At 59.7% G+C, this 17,751-nt stretch carries 21 protein-coding genes; 18 read left to right on the forward strand and 3 right to left on the reverse strand.

The features are described 5' to 3' along the window. Positions 1 to 429: a YcbK family protein gene (locus AC1DIJ_RS10400; protein ID WP_112385254.1), complete on the reverse strand. Its 429-nt coding sequence runs from the start codon at positions 427 to 429 to the stop codon at positions 1 to 3. A 332-nt stretch (positions 430 to 761) separates the two neighbouring features. Here AC1DIJ_RS10400 and AC1DIJ_RS10405 point away from each other — a divergent pair, with 332 nt between their 5' ends. The 17 genes from AC1DIJ_RS10405 to trmB all read left to right on the forward strand — a co-directional run bounded on the left by AC1DIJ_RS10405 (position 762) and on the right by trmB (position 15,775). Next, a complete protein-coding gene (locus AC1DIJ_RS10405) occupies positions 762 to 1,163 on the forward strand; it encodes a VOC family protein (protein WP_112385253.1) in 402 nt (133 codons plus the stop codon). Between the two features lie 91 nt (positions 1,164 to 1,254). Continuing rightward, positions 1,255 to 2,319 (forward strand): tryptophan--tRNA ligase, encoded by a 1,065-nt coding sequence (trpS, locus tag AC1DIJ_RS10410; protein WP_112385252.1) that lies wholly within the window; start codon positions 1,255 to 1,257, stop codon positions 2,317 to 2,319. Positions 2,320 to 2,439: 120 nt separating this feature from the next. Further along, positions 2,440 to 3,399, forward strand: a complete 960-nt coding sequence (locus AC1DIJ_RS10415; protein WP_112385251.1) for a hypothetical protein — start codon at positions 2,440 to 2,442, stop codon at positions 3,397 to 3,399. Between the two features lie 83 nt (positions 3,400 to 3,482). Continuing rightward, positions 3,483 to 3,974 (forward strand): universal stress protein, encoded by a 492-nt coding sequence (locus tag AC1DIJ_RS10420; RefSeq protein WP_112385250.1) that lies wholly within the window; start codon positions 3,483 to 3,485, stop codon positions 3,972 to 3,974. A gap of 112 nt (positions 3,975 to 4,086) precedes the next feature. Then, positions 4,087 to 4,653 (forward strand): NifU family protein, encoded by a 567-nt coding sequence (locus AC1DIJ_RS10425; RefSeq protein ID WP_112385392.1) that lies wholly within the window; start codon positions 4,087 to 4,089, stop codon positions 4,651 to 4,653. A 99-nt stretch (positions 4,654 to 4,752) separates the two neighbouring features. Further along, positions 4,753 to 5,412 carry a tRNA (adenosine(37)-N6)-threonylcarbamoyltransferase complex dimerization subunit type 1 TsaB gene (gene tsaB, locus AC1DIJ_RS10430; protein ID WP_112385249.1) on the forward strand — a complete coding sequence of 220 codons (660 nt, stop codon included), beginning with the start codon at positions 4,753 to 4,755 and terminating at the stop codon, positions 5,410 to 5,412. Next, positions 5,409 to 5,909: a GNAT family N-acetyltransferase gene (locus AC1DIJ_RS10435; RefSeq protein ID WP_442207921.1), complete on the forward strand. Its 501-nt coding sequence runs from the start codon at positions 5,409 to 5,411 to the stop codon at positions 5,907 to 5,909. Before tsaB ends, AC1DIJ_RS10435 begins: the two co-directional genes overlap by 4 nt. 38 nt (positions 5,910 to 5,947) lie before the next feature. Then, entirely contained in the window at positions 5,948 to 6,376 is a 429-nt protein-coding gene (locus AC1DIJ_RS10440) for a Fur family transcriptional regulator (RefSeq protein WP_112385248.1), read from the forward strand. 30 nt (positions 6,377 to 6,406) lie between these two features. Beyond that, positions 6,407 to 7,204, forward strand: a complete 798-nt coding sequence (gene olsA, locus AC1DIJ_RS10445) for a lyso-ornithine lipid O-acyltransferase (protein WP_112385247.1) — start codon at positions 6,407 to 6,409, stop codon at positions 7,202 to 7,204. 49 nt (positions 7,205 to 7,253) lie between these two features. Further along, positions 7,254 to 8,666 carry a tRNA (N6-isopentenyl adenosine(37)-C2)-methylthiotransferase MiaB gene (gene miaB / locus AC1DIJ_RS10450; protein WP_112385246.1) on the forward strand — a complete coding sequence of 471 codons (1,413 nt, stop codon included), beginning with the start codon at positions 7,254 to 7,256 and terminating at the stop codon, positions 8,664 to 8,666. Between the two features lie 24 nt (positions 8,667 to 8,690). Continuing rightward, positions 8,691 to 9,737: a PhoH family protein gene (locus AC1DIJ_RS10455; RefSeq protein WP_112385245.1), complete on the forward strand. Its 1,047-nt coding sequence runs from the start codon at positions 8,691 to 8,693 to the stop codon at positions 9,735 to 9,737. Between the two features lie 5 nt (positions 9,738 to 9,742). Further along, positions 9,743 to 10,258: an rRNA maturation RNase YbeY gene (ybeY, locus tag AC1DIJ_RS10460; protein WP_112385244.1), complete on the forward strand. Its 516-nt coding sequence runs from the start codon at positions 9,743 to 9,745 to the stop codon at positions 10,256 to 10,258. Next, on the forward strand, positions 10,255 to 11,391 hold the full coding sequence (locus tag AC1DIJ_RS10465; RefSeq protein WP_112385243.1) for a hemolysin family protein: 1,137 nt from the start codon (positions 10,255 to 10,257) through the stop codon (positions 11,389 to 11,391). Before ybeY ends, AC1DIJ_RS10465 begins: the two co-directional genes overlap by 4 nt. Before the next feature lie 80 nt (positions 11,392 to 11,471). Continuing rightward, a complete protein-coding gene (gene lnt / locus AC1DIJ_RS10470; RefSeq protein ID WP_112385242.1) occupies positions 11,472 to 13,073 on the forward strand; it encodes an apolipoprotein N-acyltransferase in 1,602 nt (533 codons plus the stop codon). A 150-nt stretch (positions 13,074 to 13,223) separates the two neighbouring features. After that, a complete protein-coding gene (locus AC1DIJ_RS10475) occupies positions 13,224 to 13,643 on the forward strand; it encodes a helix-turn-helix domain-containing protein (RefSeq protein ID WP_112385241.1) in 420 nt (139 codons plus the stop codon). Between the two features lie 180 nt (positions 13,644 to 13,823). Further along, the gene (metK, locus tag AC1DIJ_RS10480) at positions 13,824 to 15,077 is read left to right on the forward strand and encodes a methionine adenosyltransferase (RefSeq protein WP_112385240.1); all 1,254 of its coding nucleotides are present in this window, start codon (positions 13,824 to 13,826) and stop codon (positions 15,075 to 15,077) included. Beyond that, entirely contained in the window at positions 15,074 to 15,775 is a 702-nt protein-coding gene (gene trmB / locus AC1DIJ_RS10485; protein WP_112385239.1) for a tRNA (guanine(46)-N(7))-methyltransferase TrmB, read from the forward strand. Before metK ends, trmB begins: the two co-directional genes overlap by 4 nt. Positions 15,776 to 15,784: 9 nt before the next feature. On the opposite strand, the gene AC1DIJ_RS10490 is transcribed toward trmB, so the two are convergent. Both AC1DIJ_RS10490 and AC1DIJ_RS10495 read right to left on the reverse strand, forming a co-directional pair. Beyond that, positions 15,785 to 16,042: a BQ00720 family protein gene (locus AC1DIJ_RS10490; RefSeq protein WP_112385238.1), complete on the reverse strand. Its 258-nt coding sequence runs from the start codon at positions 16,040 to 16,042 to the stop codon at positions 15,785 to 15,787. A 49-nt stretch (positions 16,043 to 16,091) separates the two neighbouring features. Further along, a complete protein-coding gene (locus tag AC1DIJ_RS10495; protein WP_112385237.1) occupies positions 16,092 to 16,517 on the reverse strand; it encodes an Hsp20 family protein in 426 nt (141 codons plus the stop codon). A 272-nt stretch (positions 16,518 to 16,789) separates the two neighbouring features. On the opposite strand from AC1DIJ_RS10495, the gene AC1DIJ_RS10500 reads away from it, so the two are divergent. Further along, positions 16,790 to 17,734 (forward strand): nucleoside hydrolase, encoded by a 945-nt coding sequence (locus AC1DIJ_RS10500; protein WP_112385390.1) that lies wholly within the window; start codon positions 16,790 to 16,792, stop codon positions 17,732 to 17,734. Positions 17,735 to 17,751: the final 17 nt, after the last annotated feature.

Below are 17,751 nucleotides of genomic sequence, written 5' to 3' on the forward strand. Positions count from 1 at the left end.
TCAACAGTAGGTCCATCGCCGCTTCGGCCCGGTATCGACATGGACGATGCCGTTGCAGTAGCGGCCGATACCACCGATGCCCGGTGCGCTCTGAGCGGCGGCAATAACCACCCGCTCGGAAACGCCGGGCACCCGGATATCGGCGGCATTGCAATGCCGGTGCTGAGAGTGCGACCGGCCGGAATGCGGCCGGAAACCCGATGTGACCATCGGGCGCCTGCCGGTCTTGGCGGCGATATGGGCAAGAATTCCTCTCAGGCGCGGCGGAAAGCAGCCGACACGGACGCTGACGGTCTGCACCGTGTAGGCGGATGTGGCGGCATTCTTGAGCAGCCGGACGGATGGCTTCTTGGCGGTCTGGGCATTGGCATTCAAGCAACAAGACACGGCGAAAAGACTGGCGAGCGCCAGGGATAGAATGGTGTGCATCGACGTCCCTCCGGAAAGGGCCGGGCTGAAAGGGCAGCGCCCGGCCGGATGGCGCCAGGAACGTTGGTTTCAATTGTGACCATTTTGTGAAATTATCTACCAATTGAAAATGTGAAAATACCTCATTTATAGGATATTCACATTTTCAACATAGCTATAAATGAGTATAAAATACTCCTGACACCCAAAACGGAATCAAGGCTTTGCCCATTGCGCGCATAGCCCATCCGAAATCGCTTTCGGCGCGCAAAAAATGCGGCTCGGCGGCTGAAAAAAGTTTAAGAAGGGAGCCTTCATCCCGTTGAAATGCCTTGAATCAGGAGCCCGGATCCATGCAGTCGCTGTTTCTCGTCACACTTGTCGTCGATGACTATGATCGCGCAAAGGCTTTCTATTGTGGTTCGCTCGGCTTCGACTGCCTGCAGGATGAGGCGATGCCGGACGGAAAGCGCTGGGTCGTGGTCAAGCCGCGCGGCGGCGAAGGTGCGGCCTGCCTGCTTGCGCAGGCTGCGGACGAACAGCAGAAGGCCGCAATCGGCAATCAGACCGGAGGGCGCGTCGGCTTCTTCCTGAGGACCGACGATTTCGCGCGCGACCATGCGGCGATGACTGCCGCCGGCGTTCGCTTTCTGGAGGAGCCGCGGCACGAGATTTACGGCACAGTCGCCGTGTTTTCGGATCCCTACGGCAACACCTTCGACCTCATCCAACACGCCGCATCCGCAGGCTCTTGATTGCCGCCTTTGACGCGTGCATAAGCGCGCCCGTTAGCAACATGGGCGTCGTGCCCTGGGGCCCTCCACCAGCCTAATCGAGGACATCATCATGGGCGAATTCAAGAAGCTCGTATTCTCCGGCGTTCAGCCGACCGGCAATCTCCATCTCGGCAATTATCTCGGCGCGATCCGCAAGTTCGTGGCGCTGCAGGACGGCAATGACTGCATCTATTGCGTCGTCGACCTGCATTCGATCACCGCGCAGCTGGTTCACGAGGACCTGCGCGGCCAGATCCGTTCTATCGCTGCCGCCTTCATCGCCGCCGGCATCGACCCCGAAAAGCATATTGTCTTCAATCAGTCCGCCGTGCCGCAGCATGCCGAGCTTGCCTGGGTCTTCAATTGCGTTGCCCGTATCGGCTGGATGAACCGTATGACGCAGTTCAAGGACAAGGCTGGCAAGGACCGCGAGAATGCCTCGCTGGGTCTGCTCGCCTATCCGAGCCTGATGGCTGCCGACATTCTCGTTTATCGCGGCACCCATGTGCCTGTTGGCGACGACCAGAAGCAGCACCTGGAGCTGGCGCGCGACATCGCCATGAAGTTCAATCTGGATTATCAGGATCACATCCGCCGGGCCGGTCATGGCACCGATATCGTGGTCGGCAACGAGCCTGTTCACGCCTATTTCCCGATGGTCGAGCCGCTGATCGATGGTCCGGCGCCGCGGGTCATGTCGCTGCGCGACGGCACGAAGAAGATGTCGAAATCCGATCCGTCCGACCTGTCGCGCATCAATTTGATGGACGACGAAGAGGCGATTTCCAAGAAGATCCGCAAGGCAAAGACCGATCCCGATGGCTTGCCGAGCGAAATCGAGGGTCTGAAGGGCCGCCCGGAAGCCGACAATCTCGTCGGCATCTATGCAGCGCTCGCCGACAAGACGAAGGCGGAAGTTCTTGCTGAGTTCGGCGGTCAGCAGTTCTCGGTCTTCAAGCCAGCCCTCATCGATCTGTCGGTGCAGGTTCTCGCGCCGATCACCGGCGAGATGCGCCGGCTGATGGACGACACGACCCATATCGACGCGATCCTGCGCAACGGCGGAGAGCGCGCCCGCGCCCGTGCCGAAGCCACGATGAAGGACGTCCGCGACATCATCGGATTTCTTTACTAGGCAAACATTGTTTGAGCCGGGCGTTGTCAGCCCGGCTCAAGCTTTGCCTGCCATGGATTTCCAGCATTGTCCGGACAGTCCGGACGATCATCCAACGCTGACGCGCTGCAAGGAACATCCATGACCCCGTCTGCCTCCACTCCAGGTGCGGCGCATTTGCCGGACGTCGAACTGCTGAAGGCTAAAGTCGCCGGGAACGGATGCCTCGTATACCAGCCCTACCTGAACGATCAGCAGCTCGCTTCGCTGGATCCGCAGGCTGTGCCGCTCGACATCTCGTTCAATACTGAGGCCGCAACGCGCGAATACGAGCTGTTCCGGACGCTCTACGATCACCATAGAGCCATCGGGTTCGATCCTTCCGCCTTCTGGGGTCTTGTTTCCAGCAAGTTCGCGTTGAAGGCTGCCACGCCATTTTCCCATTTCGTATCTCAGGCGAGCGAAGCGCAACGCGCCGGTTTCGACTGCTATGCCTACAATCCGATGCTCGCCAACGCCGCGATCTTTCTCAGCGCCTGGGATCAGGGTATCGCGACCGGCCATGTCGGCATGGACAAGATCTTCGATTACCTGGCCGCAACCGGTTACCCGGTCGGCGAGCCGCAGGGGCCTGATACATTCTTCTTCTGCAATTATTTCGTGGCAAACGACCGCTTCTGGAGAGGCTATTTCTCCTATTGCGAGGCTATTCTCTACGCCCTTGAGCAAGAGGCCGCCGCCGGCAGGCAGGCAGGTCTGGCCTATATCGGCCACGGCAATTATGCGCGCGACAAGAACACGAGCATGCGGCCGTTTGTCATCGAGCGCCTTCTCGGCCTCTACATCGCCTCCGCGCGCACCAGCGGACTGAAGGTCGCCGGTTTCGTTCCCCAGGCCGAAGACTTCGCCCGCAAATTCGGCGACCGCATGGGCAGCGCTTTGTTCGATCTCTGGTCAAAAAAGAACGATGGCATTGCAGGTGAAGGCGCTTCACGTTTCGAGACATGGAAGGAAGCCCGCTTCGCGATCGCATCGCAACCGATCCTCGCGCTTCATGCCGACGATCCGCCGGCCTGGCTCCCTAGGATCAACAAGCTCTAAGTGCCGAGCGAACCCGTCCGGAAGGTTTTGCGCTCGTACGAGGGGCTTGCAAATTTTCGGGTTAGGGTGTCAGAGTCCGCGCCATGGTATCAAAGCGACTCTCCCGTCTTGAAGGTCATCGCCGCAAGTTCATGGCGGTCATTGACGGTACACCCGAATGCCAGCGCGCCGTTCACTATGCCGGCCGGCGTGCCAAGAATTCCAACGGCGGCCTCGTTCTCGTCTATGTGATCCCGGAAGGCGATTTCCAGCAGTGGCTGGGCGTCGAGGAGATCATGCGTGCGGAAGCGCGCGAGGAGGCGGAAGCCGTCGTTGCCAAGTCGGCGCAGGTCGTGCGCGAGACGATCGGCATCGAACCGGAAATCGTCATTCGCGAAGGCAGCGCCGCCGAGCAGATCAATCTGGCGATCGAAGAAGACCGGGATATTGCTATCCTGGTGCTCGCAGCAAGTTCGGCGAAAGAGGGACCAGGACCCTTGGTCTCCTCGGTTGCTGGCAAGGGCGCGGCCTTTCCGATCCCCGTCACCGTGCTTCCCGATACGCTGACGAACGAAGAGTTGGACGCGCTTGCCTGAGAAGGGCAATTCTGGAGTCATTATCTCTTGAATGGCGCGGCCAAACAGCCTATTTTCTTTTGAAGAATTCTAAAGACGGCCCGAGCGACGGCTTGGCCGCATGGAGAGCGAAATGTTCATTCAGACCGAAGCCACCCCGAACCCCGCCACGCAGAAGTTCCTGCCGGGCAAGGTGGTGATGGAGAACGGCACGGCCGAATTCCGCAGCGCAGACGAAGCGCAGGCCTCGCCGCTGGCTGCGCGCCTGTTCGAAATCCCGGGCGTGACAGGCGTCTATTTCGGCTATGATTTCATTTCCGTCTCCAAGGACAATGCCGAATGGCAGCACCTGAAGCCGGCGATCCTCGGCTCGATCATGGAGCATTTCATGTCGGGCAAGCCTGTCATGGGCGATGCATCGATCCTGTCCGAGGATGCGGATGCAGGCGACGAGTTTTTCGATGCAGGCGACGAGTCGATCGTCCTCACCATCAAGGAGCTGCTGGACACACGTGTGCGTCCGGCCGTGGCCCAGGACGGTGGCGACATCACCTTCCGCGGCTTCAAGGACGGCAAGGTCTATCTCAACATGAAGGGCTCCTGCGCCGGTTGCCCCTCCTCTACCGCAACGCTGAAGCATGGCGTTCAGAACCTGCTTCGCCACTTCGTTCCCGAAGTGCAGGAAGTCGTCGCGGCCTAAACAACAGGTTTTGCGCATCGATTCACCCGACCGGGCTATTGCAGCACGGCCGGATGAATTTATTCTGCGCGCGGAAGAATTTATTCGGAAATTGATGGCATGATAATTCTGGCGCTCGACACGGCAGGTGTGGATTGCGCTGCCGCTGTTTTTGACAGCGGTAGTGAGACGGTGCTTGGGGAGGCATCGGAGATGATTGGCAAGGGGCATGCAGAGCATCTGATGGGCATCGTCGACCGCGCATTGTCGCAGGCCGGCAAGAAGCTCGCGATGGTCGAACGCATCGCCGTGACGATTGGCCCCGGCTCCTTTACAGGCATTCGAGTGGGCGTAGCCGCGGCCCGCGGTTTTGCGCTTGCGCTCGGCATCCCAACCGTCGGTGTCACGACGCTGGAAACCATGGCAGCAGCACAACGGCTGAAGACGCCTGACCGCGCAGTACTTGCCGCCATGGATGCCAAGCGCGACGAAATCTATCTCCAGAGTTTTTCTGCCGAAGGCGAACCGCTTGACGAGCCCCGCGCCGTGCCGATTGCGGAGGCCATCGCTTTCGCATCGTCTTTCGATGGCGAGATCACCGGCTCGGCTGCGCCGCTGCTGCGGCCCGAACTGACTGGCGACTATGCCAACGCATTTCCCATTTCCATCGTGGCGCGCCTCGGTGCTGCCGCTGATCCGTCTTCCGGAAAGCCGAAGCCCCTTTATCTGCGTGGACCCGACGCCAAGCCACAGGCGGGGTTTGCGATTGCGCGAGTATGACGATGCTGGAAGCCTATCTGTCGCTTAAGCCGGAATTCGAGATTGTCGCGATGGACAGCGATGACTGCCATGGGGTCGCGGTGCTTCACGGCGAACGATTCGCCCGCCCCTGGGGTGACGGTGAGTTTCACAGCCTGCTCAGCCAGGACAATGTCTTCGGTTTCGTCGCGCGCCAGACCAACGCTTTCCTCAAGAAGCCTCTGCCCGGTTTCGTTCTTGCCCGGCAGGTGGCAGGCGAGGCGGAAATCCTGACGGTCGCGGTGCAGACGAAGGCCGCGCGCTCCGGCCTTGGCTGGCGGCTGATGCAGGCGGCGATGCGCGAAGCGCATGCGCGGGGTGGTGAAAGCCTGTTCTTGGAAGTCGATGCGGGCAACGTGCCGGCACTTGGTCTTTACCGCAAGCTTGGCTTCGAGCAGGTTGGCGAACGCCGGGGCTATTACAAGGACGACAAGGGTGCGGTTTCCACGGCGCTTGTCATGAAGCGCGTTCTTCGCTAGTTCCCTCTTGGAACTGGAATCTCTTGTGAAGGCCGCCAATGACCGACGTAGCCAAGACCCTTGAGGAGCTTTGCGCCGAACGCGGCATGCGGATGACCGAGCAGCGCCGCGTGATTGCACGCATTCTCGAGGAATCGGAAGACCATCCCGATGTCGAGGAACTCTATCGCCGCTCCGTGAAGGTCGATGCGAAAATCTCGATCTCGACCGTCTACCGCACCGTCAAACTGTTCGAAGATGCAGGCATCATTGCCCGCCACGATTTTCGCGACGGCCGCTCGCGCTACGAGACGGTACCGGAAGAGCATCACGATCACCTGATCGACCTGAAGAATGGCGTCGTCATTGAGTTTCGCTCGCCGGAGATCGAAGCGTTGCAGGAGCGCATCGCCCGCGAGCATGGCTTCAAGCTGGTCGATCACCGGCTTGAACTCTACGGCATACCGCTGAAGAAAGACGAACGCTGATCCTATGACCGCAGCCGCAGGAAGTGCCCGCTGATGGTCTGGCTGCGCATTGTCTATGCCGCCATCGTCGTGGCGCTGGCGAGCCTGCTGCTGATGCCGTTCCAGCTGCTCGCGCTTTACTTCGACTGGAAGCTCCGCCGCACCCTTCCCCGGTTCTGGCACAGGATTGCCTGTCACGCACTCGGCATCCGGGTCCACGTTCACGGCAGTCTGGAACGGCGCCGGCCGCTGATGCTCTGCGCCAACCATGCATCCTGGATGGATATCATGGTGATGTCGTCAGTCGCCGACGTTGCATTCATCGCCAAATCCGAAGTGCGTAGCTGGCCAATCTTCGGACAGCTTGCGAGGCTGCAAAAGAGCGTCTTCATCGTCCGCGAAGAAAAGCGCAACACCGGCAACCAGGCCAATGAAATTGCCGGGCGCATGGCCGATGGCGAGATCGTCGTGCTGTTTCCCGAGGGCACGACATCCGATGGCAACCGCCTGCTGGAAGTGAAATCGTCTCTCTTCGGCGCGGCCGCCATGGCGGTTCCGCATTCGCCCAACGGTTCGGTCTTCGTTCAGCCTGTAGCAATCGCCTATACCAAGGCGCACGGCGTCGCACTCGGCCGCTATCATCGGCCGCTCGCGGGTTGGCCCGGCGACGTGGAGCTGATGCCGCATTTCATGGACGTCGTGAAAAACGGCGCCATCGATGTCGAGGTTCGCTTCGGCGAGCCCGTCGATTACCGCGCAGATTCGAACCGCAAGGACGTGAGTTCGACCATCGCGCGGCGCATCCGCGCGATGCTGAACAGCAGCCTGCGCGGACGCGAGATCAACTGACGCAAGATTTCGATTTTCTAGCGGGCAAAAAACCACTAAATAGCCCGCCATGACCCAAGACAGCGCCCTTCTTCAGGCCCCGGAACTCCCGAGCGAGAGCCTCCGTGATGGCAGCAACAGCCGCAAGGTCTTCATCAAGACCTACGGCTGTCAGATGAACGTCTATGACTCGACGCGGATGAGCGACGCCTTGGCGCGCGACGGCTACGAGCCGACCGAGGATATGGAAGAGGCCGACCTCGTCCTCCTCAACACCTGTCATATCCGTGAGAAGGCGGCGGAGAAGGTTTACTCCGCTCTCGGCCGCCTGCGCGAAATGAAAAAGAAAAAGGCCGCCAAGGGCAAGGAGATGATGATCGGCGTTGCCGGTTGCGTTGCCCAGGCCGAAGGCGAGGAAATCCTGCGCCGGGCGCCGGCTGTCGATGTCGTCATCGGCCCGCAGACGTATCACCGCCTGCCGGAAGCACTGCGCAAGGCCAAGGAAGGCCAGCGGATCGTCGATACGGAATATGCGCTCGAAGACAAATTCGAGCACCTGCCGATTGCCGAGGCGAAGAAGATCCGCTCGCGCGGCGTCACGGCTTTCCTCACCGTGCAGGAAGGTTGCGACAAGTTCTGTACGTTCTGTGTCGTGCCCTATACGCGCGGCTCGGAAGTGTCACGCCCGGTTTCGCAGATCGTCGATGAAGCAAAACAGCTTGTGGAAGCCGGCGTGCGCGAAATCACGCTGCTCGGCCAGAACGTCAATGCGTGGCATGGTACCGGTGCGAACGGCGAAGAGTGGACGCTCGGCGACCTTCTCTACCGGCTTGCTGAAATTCCCGGCCTCGCGCGGCTGCGCTACACCACCAGCCATCCACGCGACATGGACGACCGGCTGATCGCCGCGCATCGCGACCTCAGGGCGCTGATGCCCTATCTGCATCTGCCGGTGCAGGCGGGATCGGACCGTATTCTGAAGGCGATGAACCGCCGTCATACCGCTGCCGAATATCTGGCGCTGATCGAGCGCATCCGCGCCGCCCGCCCCGACATAGCCCTATCGGGCGATTTCATCGTCGGCTTCCCGGGGGAGACAGATCGCGATTTTGAGGATACACTCAAGCTCGTGGAGGAAGTGCGTTACGCGCAGGCTTTCTCCTTCAAATATTCGACACGGCCGGGCACGCCCGGCGCGGACTTGAAGGATCAAGTGCCCGAAGAGGTCAAGGCAGAAAGGCTCGAACGCCTGCAGGCGCTTCTCCTGAAGCAGCAGCAGGAATTTGCCGAATCCTGTATCGGGAAAACGATCGATCTGTTGCTGGAAAAGCCCGGTCGCATGGGAGGACAGCTTATTGGGCGTTCTCCCTGGCTTCAGTCAGTGAATGTTGATGCAAAAGCATCGCAAATCGGTGACATTATTAAAGTGCGAATCACCGGAACTGGAACGAACAGCCTGTTTGCCGAATTTGCAGAGGGCTGAGGTTCAACAAAGGAGCTCGACCGCTTGAACGGACAAGAATTGGTTTCTTCTTCACCGCGCCACCCACGCATTGCGAGCGACGCCAATCACTTTGTCCTGACGTTCGAGAACAACCGGTTCGCCAGCGAACTTTTTGGTCAGTTCGATCAGAACCTGAAGCTCCTCGAAGAGCGGCTTCACATCGATGCGCGCGCCCGCGGCAATTCCGTCGTCATCACCGGCGATGTGGTAACCACCAATCAGGCGCGGCGCACGCTCGATTATCTCTATGAAAAACTTCAGAAAGGCGGCAGCGTGGAACGATCCGACGTCGAGGGTGCCATTCGCATGGCCGTTGCGGCCGACGACCAATTGAGCCTGCCGACGATGGAGAAGAAAGCCAAATTGACCATGGCTCAGATTTCAACGCGCAAGAAGACCATCATTGCCCGGACGCCGACGCAGGACGCCTATATGCGGGCGCTGGAGCGCAACGAGCTGGTCTTCGGCGTCGGCCCTGCGGGTACCGGCAAGACCTACCTCGCGGTCGCGCAGGCCGCCCAGCTGCTGGAGCGCGGTGCAGTCGAGAAGATCATCCTGACCCGCCCGGCCGTCGAAGCCGGCGAGCGCCTTGGCTTCCTGCCCGGCGATCTGAAGGAAAAGGTCGATCCCTATCTCCGCCCTCTCTATGACGCTCTTTACGACATGATCCCGGGCGACAAGGTGGAACGCGCGATTACGGCGGGCGTGATCGAAATCGCCCCGCTCGCCTTCATGCGCGGACGCACACTTTCGAACGCGGCAATCATCCTTGACGAAGCGCAGAACACGACATCGATGCAGATGAAGATGTTCCTGACCCGTCTCGGCGAAAATTCGCGGATGATGATCACCGGCGACCCGAGCCAGATCGACTTGCCGCGCGGCGTGAAATCCGGCCTTGTCGAGGCCCTTCACCTGCTCACCGAAGTCGAGGGCATCTCGATCGTCCGCTTCAAGGATGCCGATGTCGTGCGCCACCCGCTTGTCGGCCGCATCGTCAGGGCTTATGACGCCACCTACACAGCGCGCGAAGAAGACGCGATCAAATAGGACTTATGGCCTTACTCGACATTCAGATCAGCGTGGAAGAAGGCGGCTGGCCTTCCGAGGACGAGTTGCAGCCTTTGACGGACCGCGTGCTGGAAAAGGCCGCGGACTATCTCAAGGCCAGTGCCAAGCAGAAGTTTCCCAAGATGGCCACCGAGGTTTCGCTGGTCTTCACCGACGACGAGTCGATCCGGGCGATCAATGCCGAATGGCGCCAGAAGGACAAGGCGACCAACGTCCTGTCCTTTCCCGCCTACCCGATCACGCCGGGCAAGATTCCGGGACCGATGCTCGGCGACATCATCATCGCCAGGGAGACCGTGGCGCGCGAGGCGGAAGAGCTTGAGAAGCCTTTCGAAGACCATCTGACCCATTTGATGGTGCATGGTTTCTTGCATCTGTTTGGCTACGACCATATGAATGATGCAGAAGCCGAAATTATGGAGGGGTTGGAGACTCGTATTTTGGCAGATCTCGGCCTATCTGACCCCTACGAAGGTCAAGACCTTAAATTGGAACCATGAGCGACTTTTCAGCAAAGACCACGGCAGACAGCAAGGATGCCGACCAATCTTCCTCCTCCGACGAGGGTGGAAGTAGTAGAAACGCCGGGCGATCTTTCTGGGCACGCGCAGCCCGCATCCTCCGGCCACAGCAAGGCTCGCGCCTGCGCGAGGACCTCGCCGACGCGCTGATGACCAGCGATACCGGCGACGACGCCTTTTCGCCCGACGAGCGGGCGATGCTGCACAATATCCTGCGCTTCCGCGAAGTTCGTGTTGCCGACGTCATGGTGCCGCGCGCCGATATCGAGGCGGTCGATCAGACAATCACCATCGGCGAGCTGATGATCCTGTTCGAAGAGTCCGGGCGCTCACGCATGCCTGTCTATGCGGACACGCTCGATGATCCGCGCGGCATGGTGCATATCCGCGACCTTCTCTCCTATGTCGCCAAGCAGGCACGCAACAAGCGCCGGACCGGCATCAAGGCAAAAGCCGCCGAACCGGTCGTCGAGATCGCGCCAGAAAACCTCCAGAAGGTCAGCCGCTCATCCAAGCCGAATTTCGATCTGGCACGGGTCGATCTGCAGAAGACGCTTGCCGAGGCAGGCATCATCCGCAAGATCCTGTTCGTCCCGCCGTCGATGCTGGCGTCCGACCTACTGCGCCGCATGCAGGTCAACCGCACGCAGATGGCGCTTGTGATCGACGAGTATGGCGGCACGGACGGCCTGGCATCGCATGAAGACATCGTTGAAATGGTCGTCGGCGATATCGACGACGAGCATGACGATGACGAGGTGATGTTCAAGCGTGTCTCCGAGGACATGTTCGTTGCCGATGCGCGCGTCGAGCTGGAAGAGATCGCCGCAGCGATCGGCCCGGATTTCGACATTGCAGAGCAGGTGGACGAAGTGGATACGCTGGGTGGCCTGATCTTCTCCGCACTCGGCCGCATCCCGGTCCGCGGCGAAGTGGTTCAGGCGTTGCCGGATTTCGAATTCCACATCCTCGATGCCGATCCGCGGCGCATCAAGCGGGTCCGCATCACCCGCAAGCGGCAGGCGATCCGCCGTCGCGTGAGGGACGGTGACGGTGCGGGCGGTTCCGAACAGGGCGACGACAGGCCCGCAGAATCCTCTGCGGCAAACTGAGCGCCCGTAAGGCACGACAAACAGCTGCTTTTTTGAAAGACTGCGAGCCGGGTTGATTCGCGGCTTGATGGGGACTGTGCATGGAGCGGCTTGCGGACAGGGTTATCCTGCTCTGGGGTTTCAAACGGGCGTTGCTGGCAATCCTTGCGGGCGCCATCGGCGTCATCGCCCTGCCCCCGATCGGCTTCTTTGCCGCGATGTTCATCTCCTTCACGCTGCTCGTGTGGCTGATCGACGGCGCGGCCGCCTCGCCGGAGGCAAGCTTCATCGGCCGGCTCTGGCCGGCCTTCGTCACCGGCTGGCTTTTCGGCTTCGGCTATTTCGTCGCCGGTCTCTGGTGGCTCGGTCATGCGCTGCTGATCGATTCCGAAGCCTTTGGCTGGGCGTTGCCGTTGGCCATTCTCGGGCTGCCCGCCGTGCTGGCGATCTTCTATGGTTTGGCGGCAGCCGCTGCCCGAATCTTGTGGTCCGAAGGTTTCGGCCGCATCGCAGCGCTGGCGGCGAGCTTCGGTCTGTTCGAATGGTTACGAAGCGTCGTCTTTACCGGATTTCCGTGGAATGCCATCGGTTACGGCATGATGCCGGTGCCGCTAATGATGCAATCGGCCCACGTGCTTGGCGTCATGGGCGTCACGGCGCTTTCCGTCTTCGTCTTTGCTGCACCGGCGCTGCTTGGCACCCGCCAGGGCGCCAGGACGGGTGTCTTTGCCGCTGGCCTGCTGTTTGCCGCGCATATCGGTTACGGCGGCTACATCCTCTACTACCTGCCGAAGCCAACGCCGGCGTCTGGGGCCACGCTGCCTGTCGTCCGCCTGGTGCAGCCGATGATCGACCAGGCGGCCAAGCTCGACAGCGATGCCGATCGCTCGGCGATTTTCGAACAGCATCTGAAGCTTTCTGCGGAAGCCCCGAAGAATGGCGCCAAGAAGCCCGATATCATCGTCTGGCCGGAAACCTCTATCCCTTTCATCCTGACCGACAACCAGGATGCCTTGACGCGGATCGCCGATACGCTTGACGATAACCAGATCCTGATTGCGGGCGCCGTCCGTGTCGAGGAGACCGGTCCCGGGAATGCGCCGCGCTATTATAACTCGATCTATGTCATTGATGGACGCGGCCAGATCATCGCAGCATCCGACAAGGTGCATCTGGTGCCCTTCGGCGAATATGTGCCGTTCGAGAACATCCTGGATAATTTCGGCATTCAGAATATCGTCGAGATGCCGGGAGGCTTTACCGCGGCCGCTAGCCGCGAAATGCTGAACCTGCCGGGTGGTCTCGCACTATATCCGCTGATCTGCTACGAAATCATCTTTCCCGGCGAAATGGCCGGGATCAATCAGGCCAACGCCATTCTCAATATTACTAATGATGCATGGTTTGGGTCTACGCCCGGGCCTTATCAGCACTTTCAGCAAGCGCGAATCCGCGCAGTTGAGACAGGATTACCGCTGATTCGCGACGCCAATAGCGGCATTTCAGCGCTGGTGAATTCACGCGGAGAGATTATTGCCGGGCTTGGGCTCAATGAGAGCGGTTTCATAGACGCAACTCTTGATGGCGAACAGGGCGATTCCACAGTGCGCTATCCACATCAAGCCTACTTTTGGTTGACTGAAACGTTGCTGTTTATGATTGCGCTGATTTCTCGCATGGGTTTTATTTTCAAGCAGAATTGACCAAAAACCCCTAAAATTGCATAGTAGTTCAGATCGGCGTTGTTAACGTATGCTTGAGAGTGGGTTAATGCCTCTTGCAACGTGGCGTTACGGATGGGTTCAGGGGATGCCGGTTTCACTCGTTGAAATATCTTTTGTTAGGGCACAACCATGATTGAGAACAAGAAGAAGCCGAACCCGATCGACATCCATGTTGGCAGTCGCATTCGTCTTCGCCGTACTATGCTTGGCATGAGCCAGGAAAAACTTGGCGAAAGCCTGGGCATTACATTCCAGCAGATTCAGAAGTACGAAAAGGGCACGAACCGCGTCGGCGCCAGCCGCCTGCAGAATATTTCGAGCATCCTGAACGTTCCTGTTTCCTTTTTCTTCGAAGACGCGCCAGGCGAGCATGGCGGCGGAATGAGCGGGCTGGCGGAAGCTTCCAGCTCGAACTATGTCGTCGACTTTCTTTCGTCGTCGGAAGGCCTCCAGCTCAACCGCGCATTCGTCAAGATTTCCGATCCGAAGGTTCGCCGGAAGGTCGTCGAACTGGTGAAGGCGCTGGCTGCGGAAGCGGACGCCGACTAAGCGATCCCCAAGCAGGTAAATTAGAAAAGGCGGTCGAAAGGCCGCCTTTTTTACGTTTTAAAGGCAAAATTTGTCATTTCACTGCAGATATAAAGATATATTTATGTCCTTCTGCGCTTGTTTTTCGAGCCTGAACTGAGTACCAATTCGTCGAACTTATTCTTTGAGGGGAATCCCGGAATGCGCGCTAATTACCTCTTCACCAGTGAGTCTGTTGCCGAAGGTCACCCGGACAAGGTGTGTGACCGTATCTCCGACGAAATCGTGGATCTGGTTTACCGCGAAGCGGCGAAAACCGGCGTAAACCCATGGGGCGTGCGCATTGCCTGCGAGACCCTGGCAACCACAAACCGCGTCATCATCGCCGGTGAGGTTCGCCTGCCGCCGAGCCTGATGAAGAAGGACAAGGACGGCAAGGACGTCATCAACCCGTCGAAGTTCAAGGCTGCTGCCCGCCGCGCCATCAAGGACATCGGCTACGAGCAGGACGGCTTCCACTGGAAGACGGCGAAGATCGACGTTCTCCTGCACTCGCAGTCTGCCGACATCGCCCAAGGCGTCGACAGCGCCGCCGACCAGCAGGGTGACGAAGGCGCCGGCGACCAGGGCATCATGTTCGGTTACGCCTGCAAGGAAACCCCGGATCTCATGCCGGCGCCGATCTACTATTCGCACAAGATCCTGCAGCTGCTGGCCACTGCCCGCAAGAAGGGCGACGGCGAAGTTGCCAAGCTCGGCCCCGATGCCAAGAGCCAGGTGACCGTGCGCTACGTCAACGGCAAGCCGTCGGAAGTCGCATCGATCGTTCTGTCGACCCAGCATCTCGACGAGAGCTGGGATTCGAAGAAGGTTCGCGCCGTCGTCGAGCCCTACATCCGCGAAGCCCTCGGCGACCTACCGATCGCCAGCGACTGCAAGTGGTACATCAACCCCACCGGCAAATTCGTCATCGGCGGTCCGGATGGTGACGCCGGCCTCACCGGCCGCAAGATCATCGTCGATACCTACGGCGGTGCAGCCCCACATGGCGGCGGCGCATTCTCCGGCAAGGACACGACCAAGGTCGACCGCTCGGCAGCCTACGCCGCCCGCTACCTCGCCAAGAACGTCGTTGCCGCCGGTCTCGCAGACAGCTGCACGATCCAGCTTTCCTACGCCATCGGCGTTGCCCAGCCGCTGTCGATTTATGTCGATCTGCACCAGACCGGTAAGGGCGTGACGGAAGACCAGGTCGAAGCGGCGATCCGCAAGAACATGGACCTGTCGCCGACGGGTATCCGCCGTCACCTCGACCTCAACAAGCCGATCTATGCCAAGACCTCCGCTTACGGACATTTCGGCCGCAAGGCTGGCCGTGACGGCTCGTTCTCCTGGGAGCGCACCGATCTGGTGAAGGGCCTCAAGGAAGCCATCAAGGTCAAGGCTGCAGCATGACGGATATGGAACGCCGCGGACGCGCGACCGAAGCCTTCTTCGGTCGCCGCAAAGGAAAGGCCCTCCGCGGACAACAGGCGGAAAAGCTGAGTACCCTGCTCCCGGCTTTCCTCATCGATCTTTCAGCGGCTCATCCCGAGCCGCTGAAAAGCCTCTTTCCGGTGCCGGTGGAAAAACTCCGCCTGGAAATCGGCTTTGGCGGCGGCGAGCATCTGATCCACCGCGCGACCGAAATTCCCTCGACCGGCTTTATCGGCGTCGAGCCCTTCATCAATTCCATGCAGAAGCTGCTTTCCAGCGTGGAGGCGAAGGGCGCCAGGAATATCCGCGTCTTCAACGACGATGCGACACAGCTGCTCGACTGGCTGCCGGACGGCTGCCTCGACCAGATCGACCTTCTCTATCCGGATCCGTGGCCGAAGCGCAGGCACTGGAAACGCCGTTTCGTCTCGAAGACGAATCTCGCGCGTTTCCATCGCGTGCTGAAGCCGGGCGGGCTGTTCTGCTTCGCTTCGGATATCGATACTTATGTGAACTGGACGCTGCTGAAATGCCGCGACCATGGCGGCTTCGACTGGCTGGCAAGCAATGCCGCCGACTGGCTGACGCCCTATGAGGGCTGGCCAAGCACCCGCTACGAAGCCAAGGCGCGGCGTGAAGGTCGCTCTTCCGCCTATCTGACTTTCAGGAAAATATAAGCCTGCAGATTAGTGCAGGCTTACCGTCTTCAGCTCGTCTTCGGCAGCCTTAAAAAAGGTGCTGGAGCGGTTGTCGGTCAAGAGGATCGGCGTGCCGTCCGCGCCGAACAGGGCCCATAGATCGACGCCTGGGTCGATATCGGGCGCTTCGGGGAAGCACTTCGATACTTCTTCGTTACGCATTTTGCGGACGTAGGCGACCTCTCCATTGCCGATACCGGCAAGTTCGGATTTGGTCAGGTGAGAATTCGCTTCTTTCATCAACATTCCTGTACCTCCAAGAGAAGGGACTAACGGCTCAACTCGAACCGTTGTCCTACTGTGGGACCGAAATGTTAATTTTCTTGACCATGCGGGCGGGCTCCGGCCGAATAAGATCGACTGAAAGCAAACCGTTTTTTAGCCCTGCGCCAAGCACTTGCATGCCATCGGCAAGCACGAAAGTACGTTGAAACTGGCGGGCTGCAATACCGCGATAGAGATACTCGCGCTCGCCCTGCTCGACCTGCCGGCCGCGGATCAAAAGCTGGTTTTCTTCCGTCGTCACATCCAGCTCATCCTCACCGAAACCGGCAACGGCAAGCGTGATTCGAAGACGCTCGGGCTGGTCATGACCGGCGGCGATGCGCTCGATATTATAGGGGGGATAGCCATCGCTTGCCTTGGAAATACGCTCCAGCGTCTTTTCCATGGCGTCGAAGCCCAGAAGCAGCGGGCTGGCGAAGGGAGTGATACGGCTCATGTTTCAAGTCCTTGATGCAAGCGACCTTTCCGGACCTAAACTAGCATCCGGCTGTTGCTAATATGGGAATTGGCGGGCAGCCGCGCAAGGTTTTGCGGACCTCGCGACAGGACCGGGAAATTTTAGGGTAAACGGTGCCTTCGTCCTTGCTTGACAAAGCGCATGCGGGCTCGCATCAAATCGTCACCCGTAAGGGCTGCGCCGATTTGCGACGCGATCATAAACAAATGGTGCCTGCCAGAACGACGTGCACCTGAGGAGGGATGACGTATATGGCAAACCCCAGAAAGATCATCATCGATACCGATCCCGGCCAGGACGATGCCGCGGCGATCATGCTCGCCTTCGGCAGCCCCGAAGAGCTCGAAATTCTCGGCATCACCACGGTCGCCGGCAATGTGCCCCTGTCCTATACCAGCCGCAACGCGCGCATCATCTGCGAGCTCTGCAAGCGCAACGATATCAAGGTCTTTGCCGGCGCCGACAAGCCGATCGCCCGCAAACTCGTCACCGCCGAACACGTCCACGGCAAGACCGGCCTCGACGGCCCGACCCTGCCCGAGCCGACCATGCCGCTGCAGGCACAGCATTCCGTCGATTTCATCGTCGAGACGCTGCGCCGCGAGCCTGAAGGCAGCGTGACGCTCTGCACGCTCGGCCCTCTCACCAATATCGGCCTTGCCTTCCAGAAGGCGCCTGACATCGTTGCGCGCGTCCGCGAGCTTGTCATGATGGGCGGCGGCTTCTTCGAGGGCGGCAACATCACGCCGGCCGCCGAATTCAACATCTATGTCGATCCCGAGGCTGCCGACATCGTGTTCCGCTCCGGCGTGCCCGTGGTGATGATGCCGCTCGACGTGACGCACCAGTTGCTGACCCGCAAGGACCGCGTCAAGCGCATGGCCGACCTCGGCACGGCGCCTGCACAGGCGATGGTGGAGATGCTGGAGTTCTTCGAGCGCTTCGATATCGAGAAATACGGTTCCGACGGCGGCCCGTTGCACGACCCGACCGTTGTTGCCTACCTCCTGAAGCCAGAGCTCTTCAAGGGCCGGGAATGCAATGTCGAGATCGAGGTGAAGTCGGAACTGACCGTCGGCATGACGGTCGTCGACTGGTGGCATGTGACCGACCGCAAGCGCAATGCCAAGGTGATGCGCTTTGTCGATGCCGATGGTTTCTTCGATCTGCTGATCGAGCGTTTCGCCCGCATCTGAGCGAAGAACAAAGACCA

Source organism: Rhizobium sp. 10N427 (genome assembly GCF_056394605.1).

Excerpts from the sequence above, each read along its gene's own strand:
- AC1DIJ_RS10415 (WP_112385251.1), top strand. The coding sequence starts at position 2,440 with ATGACCCCGTCTGCCTCCACTCCAGGTGCGGCGCATTTGCCGGACGTC.
- AC1DIJ_RS10425 (WP_112385392.1), top strand. The coding sequence starts at position 4,087 with ATGTTCATTCAGACCGAAGCCACCCCGAACCCCGCCACGCAGAAGTTC.
- trmB (WP_112385239.1), top strand. The coding sequence starts at position 15,074 with ATGACGGATATGGAACGCCGCGGACGCGCGACCGAAGCCTTCTTCGGT.
- AC1DIJ_RS10490 (WP_112385238.1), bottom strand. The coding sequence starts at position 16,042 with ATGTTGATGAAAGAAGCGAATTCTCACCTGACCAAATCCGAACTTGCC.
- trpS (WP_112385252.1), top strand. The coding sequence starts at position 1,255 with ATGGGCGAATTCAAGAAGCTCGTATTCTCCGGCGTTCAGCCGACCGGC.
- AC1DIJ_RS10475 (WP_112385241.1), top strand. The coding sequence starts at position 13,224 with ATGATTGAGAACAAGAAGAAGCCGAACCCGATCGACATCCATGTTGGC.
- AC1DIJ_RS10465 (WP_112385243.1), top strand. The coding sequence starts at position 10,255 with ATGAGCGACTTTTCAGCAAAGACCACGGCAGACAGCAAGGATGCCGAC.
- AC1DIJ_RS10420 (WP_112385250.1), top strand. The coding sequence starts at position 3,483 with ATGGTATCAAAGCGACTCTCCCGTCTTGAAGGTCATCGCCGCAAGTTC.
- AC1DIJ_RS10400 (WP_112385254.1), bottom strand. The coding sequence starts at position 429 with ATGCACACCATTCTATCCCTGGCGCTCGCCAGTCTTTTCGCCGTGTCT.
- tsaB (WP_112385249.1), top strand. The coding sequence starts at position 4,753 with ATGATAATTCTGGCGCTCGACACGGCAGGTGTGGATTGCGCTGCCGCT.
- miaB (WP_112385246.1), top strand. The coding sequence starts at position 7,254 with ATGACCCAAGACAGCGCCCTTCTTCAGGCCCCGGAACTCCCGAGCGAG.
- AC1DIJ_RS10435 (WP_442207921.1), top strand. The coding sequence starts at position 5,409 with ATGACGATGCTGGAAGCCTATCTGTCGCTTAAGCCGGAATTCGAGATT.
- AC1DIJ_RS10405 (WP_112385253.1), top strand. The coding sequence starts at position 762 with ATGCAGTCGCTGTTTCTCGTCACACTTGTCGTCGATGACTATGATCGC.
- ybeY (WP_112385244.1), top strand. The coding sequence starts at position 9,743 with ATGGCCTTACTCGACATTCAGATCAGCGTGGAAGAAGGCGGCTGGCCT.
- AC1DIJ_RS10495 (WP_112385237.1), bottom strand. The coding sequence starts at position 16,517 with ATGAGCCGTATCACTCCCTTCGCCAGCCCGCTGCTTCTGGGCTTCGAC.
- lnt (WP_112385242.1), top strand. The coding sequence starts at position 11,472 with ATGGAGCGGCTTGCGGACAGGGTTATCCTGCTCTGGGGTTTCAAACGG.
- AC1DIJ_RS10440 (WP_112385248.1), top strand. The coding sequence starts at position 5,948 with ATGACCGACGTAGCCAAGACCCTTGAGGAGCTTTGCGCCGAACGCGGC.
- AC1DIJ_RS10500 (WP_112385390.1), top strand. The coding sequence starts at position 16,790 with ATGGCAAACCCCAGAAAGATCATCATCGATACCGATCCCGGCCAGGAC.
- metK (WP_112385240.1), top strand. The coding sequence starts at position 13,824 with ATGCGCGCTAATTACCTCTTCACCAGTGAGTCTGTTGCCGAAGGTCAC.